The sequence below is a fragment of the Spirillospora sp. NPDC046719 genome, from assembly GCF_040645715.1.
GTDB lineage: Bacteria > Actinomycetota > Actinomycetes > Streptosporangiales > Streptosporangiaceae > Spirillospora.
In genome coordinates this window covers 1-4271 of record NZ_JBEYYT010000629.1, presented here as the reverse complement: position 1 = coordinate 4271, position 4271 = coordinate 1, and the positions used below count along the sequence as shown (strand labels likewise).

3 protein-coding genes are annotated in these 4271 nt (G+C 75.1%); all 3 read right to left on the bottom strand.

What is annotated here, in order from left to right; all coding sequences use genetic code 11:
- Positions 1-601: hypothetical protein (locus ABZ914_RS47570; RefSeq protein ID WP_500201231.1), on the bottom strand; the 601-nt coding region annotated here is incomplete at its 3' end.
- Complete coding sequence (locus tag ABZ914_RS47565; protein ID WP_500201230.1) at positions 598-2964, bottom strand: hypothetical protein; 2367 nt, start codon at positions 2962-2964, stop codon at positions 598-600. The genes ABZ914_RS47570 and ABZ914_RS47565, both read right to left, overlap by 4 nt.
- Before the next feature lie 218 nt (positions 2965-3182).
- On the bottom strand, positions 3183-4271 hold a 1089-nt coding region (locus ABZ914_RS47560), incomplete at its 5' end, for a hypothetical protein (protein WP_500201229.1).

The following is a 4271-nucleotide window of genomic DNA, read 5'->3' as shown; positions in this document are numbered from 1 at the left end:
GCCGCGCGCCGACCGGCTCGAACGCCTCCAGCAGCGCGCCGGCGGTGATCTCCAGGTCGCCGGCGCGGACCGCGAGCGCGTTGCGGAACAGCGACTTCTCCCGGGCGGTCGCGAGGACGGCGGCGAGCCGTTCGGTGTTCCGCGCGGCGGACGCGGCGAACTCCCGGCCGCGTCCGGGCGCGACGGCCTCGGCGAACGCGTCGCCGCCCGCGGCCGCGTCGAAGGCGGCGTCCACGAGCCGGACGGACTCGCCGGACACCTCGCACAGCCCGAACCCGGTGCCGGACGCGCCCGCGTCGCAGACGAGGTAGCGGCCAGGGCCGGTGCGCGCGGCGGCGTGCGCGGCGACGGCGGCGAACCGGCCGATCAGCGTCGCGGGCCCCACCGGCAGGACGGTCGCGTGCAGCAGCTCCTGCCGGGCGAGGCCGGCGCCGTGGTCGCGCCAGTGGTCGGGGACCACGCAGGTGACCGGGCGGCCCGTCCCGGCGGCGCGGGTGAGCACCCCGGCGATCGCCTCGGGCGGCGGCGTCGCGACCACGGTGAGGCCGGTGGCGGTCCGGATCCGGGTGGTGACCGTCCCGACGTCGACGGCGGCCGTCACGACCGGCCGCCGCCCCGCCCCCACCGGGCGGGCTTGGACGCCTTGAGCAGCGACTGCGCCCGCTCGGCGCTGTGCCTCAGCTGCTCGCGGGTGCTCTCGTCGATCAGCAGTTCGCCGTCCTGGTCGGCGGCGGCGGTGATCTCGATGATCCGGTGCCAGAAGCCGATCTCGGCCACCGCGACCGCCGCGGCCTGGGTGCGCAGCGACGGCCCGACGCCCGGGTACCGGGTGATGGCGCGGGCGAGGTCCAGGGCGCGGTTCGCGGCGTCCGGCTCCTCCATCTCGGTGAGGGCGAGCCGGACCTCGCCGATGACGTCCACGACGGTGCCGGCGGTGATGTTCGGCAGCCCGGTGAGGAGCGTCTCGGCGATCTGGGCGGCGGGCACGCCCCGCGCCATCTCCTGGGCGCACAGCGCGGCGATGTGCCCGGCCGGCGCGTTCTGCGGAAGGTTCGTCAGCACGGTCATGAAGGAGTCCTTCGCGAGTTCCGGGAAGAGCTGCTCGGCCTCGTGCCGGCAGACCTGGTAGTCCGCGGTGACGCCGAGCGACGGGACGCTCGCGCGGGCGGCGAGCATCGCCTTCGCGACGGGCAGCGCCTCGGCGGGCGGCGCGGCCATCAGCCGGCGGGCGAGCATCAGGACGGGTCCGGTGCCGCCGGCGGCGGCCCAGCCGCCCGCGCGCAGCCAGGCGGTCAGCGTCTCGCGGCGCCGGTCCGCGCGGCCCTGCGGCATGGGCCGCGTCCACACCGACCGGAATCCCTCCCAGTAGGCGGGGTGGTCGGCGGTGGCGGTGCCGGTCACGTGGTGCGGGGGCGCGGCGAGCCACAGCAGCAGCCCGTCCAGCATGCCGAGGGACGCGGCGTCGGACGTGGTCGCCCGCGCCAGCCGGCCCTTCAGCAGCAGCGCGTCGCCCGCCGGGATCCGGTCGAGCGACGCGAGCCAGTCCGCGAGGCCGTCCAGGACGAGGGGGAGGCGGCGCGCCTCGGCGGCGAGGGCGAGGACGTCGCCGACGCAGGCGGTGTCGTGCCCGGCGAGCGCGGCGAGCTGGTCCCCGCGGAGCGGGGTCAGCGGGGAGAACAGCAGGTTGCGGAACAGGCCGAGCAGGGACGCGGGCAGATGGTGGGTGAGGCTCTCGTACCAGGCTTGGAGCGGGGCGGGTTCGCCGCGCCCGACCGTGGTCATCAGCGCGCACACCACCCGCGGGGACCGGGCCAGCTCGCCGAGCGTCAGCGGCCATCGCGGGCCCGTGGCGGTGACCGCCGCGGGGCCGATCGCCTCGCGGACGACCAGCGCGGCGGCCTCGGCGCCGACCTCGTCCAGGTCGCGCTTGGGCGCGGTGACCAGCGCGGCGAGCAGATCGTCGGCGCGTCCGAGGTCGTGGGCGAGCTGGAAGTACGGCAGTGCCAGTGCCGCGCGCGCGCCGGCCGGGACGTCCTCGCCGGTCCAGACCAGCCCGCGGACGGCCGCGCACAGCTCCCGGAACGGCGTCACGGTCGTGCCCGCGACCTCCGCCCAGCGCTCGCGCAGCAGCGGGACGTCTTCGGGGGCGCGTTCCCGGATCAGCGCGTACAGGACCTTCCGGGCGGCGGCGTCGCCGAGTTCACGGTCGCGTCCGGTGGTGAGCAGGTCGCGGACGTCGGCGGGGTCGTGGGTTCCGCGTTCCACGGCTTGGAGCACGGTCGCGGGCCAGTCGAGGCCGCCCAGGACCCGCACCACCGTGCTGGGGTCGGTGTCGACGAGCGGGTCGGTGGCCTGCGCCAGATGCGCGACGACCTCGGCATGCGAGCGCCCCCGATCCCCGAACAGATCCGCGAGCATCTCGGCATAGGCGCGGCCCGGTGTGTCGCGTTCGGGGAGCCGGGGCGTCCGCCAGTCGAGTTCGGCGGTGCGTTCACGGACCTGTCGTGCGAAGGCCAGGGAGACGTTGCGGTTGCCGCTCTGGTCCCAGGTCGCCGCGGAGAACCGGGTCCGCCACCCGTAGGGCAGCAGCGCCGCGACCGCGTCCAGGAACCCCAACCGCTCCACAGCGGTCAACTCAGGCGCACCGGTCACGGTCACGGGACCGTCGATCAGCAGCGACGCCGCCGCGGCGACCCGCTGCACCCCGAACCGCCCCAGCGCCTGCGCCAAGGTCGCCGGATCCAGCGGCGCCACCCGCAACTCCACCCCGTCGGGCGGGAACGGCGGCGTCACCCCCGACAACGCCTCATACAGGCCCGCATACGACACCGGCACCGCACGCAGCGCCTCATACGGCACACACAAATAGCGGGTCTCGGCGATCGGACGGCCCGCACCGTCGGCCTCACCGGTCCAGTCCTCCAACGCCACACCGATCCGGGTGCCGTCATCACCACCGCGCACCTCACTGATCGTGATCCACGGCAACGCAGCCGGCCCCGACCGCCCCGGCGACGGCGTCCCCAACGCGAAATGCCGCAGAATATGCGCATAGTCAGCAGCCGAGAAATCCGGCCCACCACACCCCGTGACCCGATACTCGTCATAACTACCCGGCGGCTTACCCCGGACCGCCCACCCGGCCCGCAGCACCACCGCCTCCTGCGCGGGAGCCTGGTCCATCACGGCTCGCCCACGTTCCCGGCCAGCCACATGACCGGCTCCAGCACGTTGATCGGCGCGACGTCGCCGCGGATCCGGAACCGGTCCTCGCCGGCGAGCCCGTCGCCGCCGTCGGACTGCTCGGCGATGTTCAGGTAGTCCTCCGGCTGGAAGCGGTTCTCCACCGGGTCGCGGTAGAAGCCGATCGCGGACGTCACGAAGTAGCGGGTGCGGGACTCGCCGAAGTGCGAGCGGATGCCGCGGAGCAGCGAGTTCACCGGGTCGTGCGCGTGCGTCCCCCGGTACAGGTCCTGGAAGAACTCCAGCGCGCGCGTCTCGTCGACCCGCGGCATCCCGAAGATGCTCGCGGGCGGCGTCACGTAGCCGAGCCGCACGGCCCGCTCGTACACCTCCGGATGGTCGAACTTGGTGATGCAGACGGCCAGGTGGTGCGGGAGCTTGTGGTCGACGCCGCTGGTCCCGGCCAGCTCCGAGATCTGCAGGACGGTCCGCTGGAAGAACGCGTAGGCGTCGTTCATCTCGCGCTCGCGGGTCGGGTCGAACAGGAACAGCAGCCCGTCGCAGCCCGCCAGGTGCCGGACGAGCCGCTCCTCCGCGTCGCCTCCGCCGGCGTCGCCGGACCCGCCGTCGCCGTCGCCGGCGGAGCTGCTGAACCGCAGCCCGGACGACGGCTCGCGGGCGGCGCGGTCCTCCGGGCGGCTGCTGAACATGCCGCCTGGGGCGTCCATCATGTCCAGCGTCACCGTGTACGGGACGGGCCGTCGCCGCTTGAAGCGGAGCTTCCCGGTCTCCGGGCGCACCTTCTTGATCTGCGTGCCGTGCAGCTGCCAGGCGAGGTTGGGCGGCAGCTCCCGGGTCGCCGGGACGAACCGGCGCTCGATCTTCAGCTGCCGGGTGGTGTCGGCGAGGAACTCGGTGGACGCGCGGTTGCAGCCGACGAGCCGGACGTCGTGCCCGCCCTCCTCGGCTGCGATCCGCAGCGCCGCGAGGAACGTGGTCTTCCCGCAGGTCGGCGCGCCCCACAGCCCGATGCGGCGGGGCTGCGGCGGCGCGGGCGGCGGCGGGGCGGCGGCCGGCCCGCCCCCCGC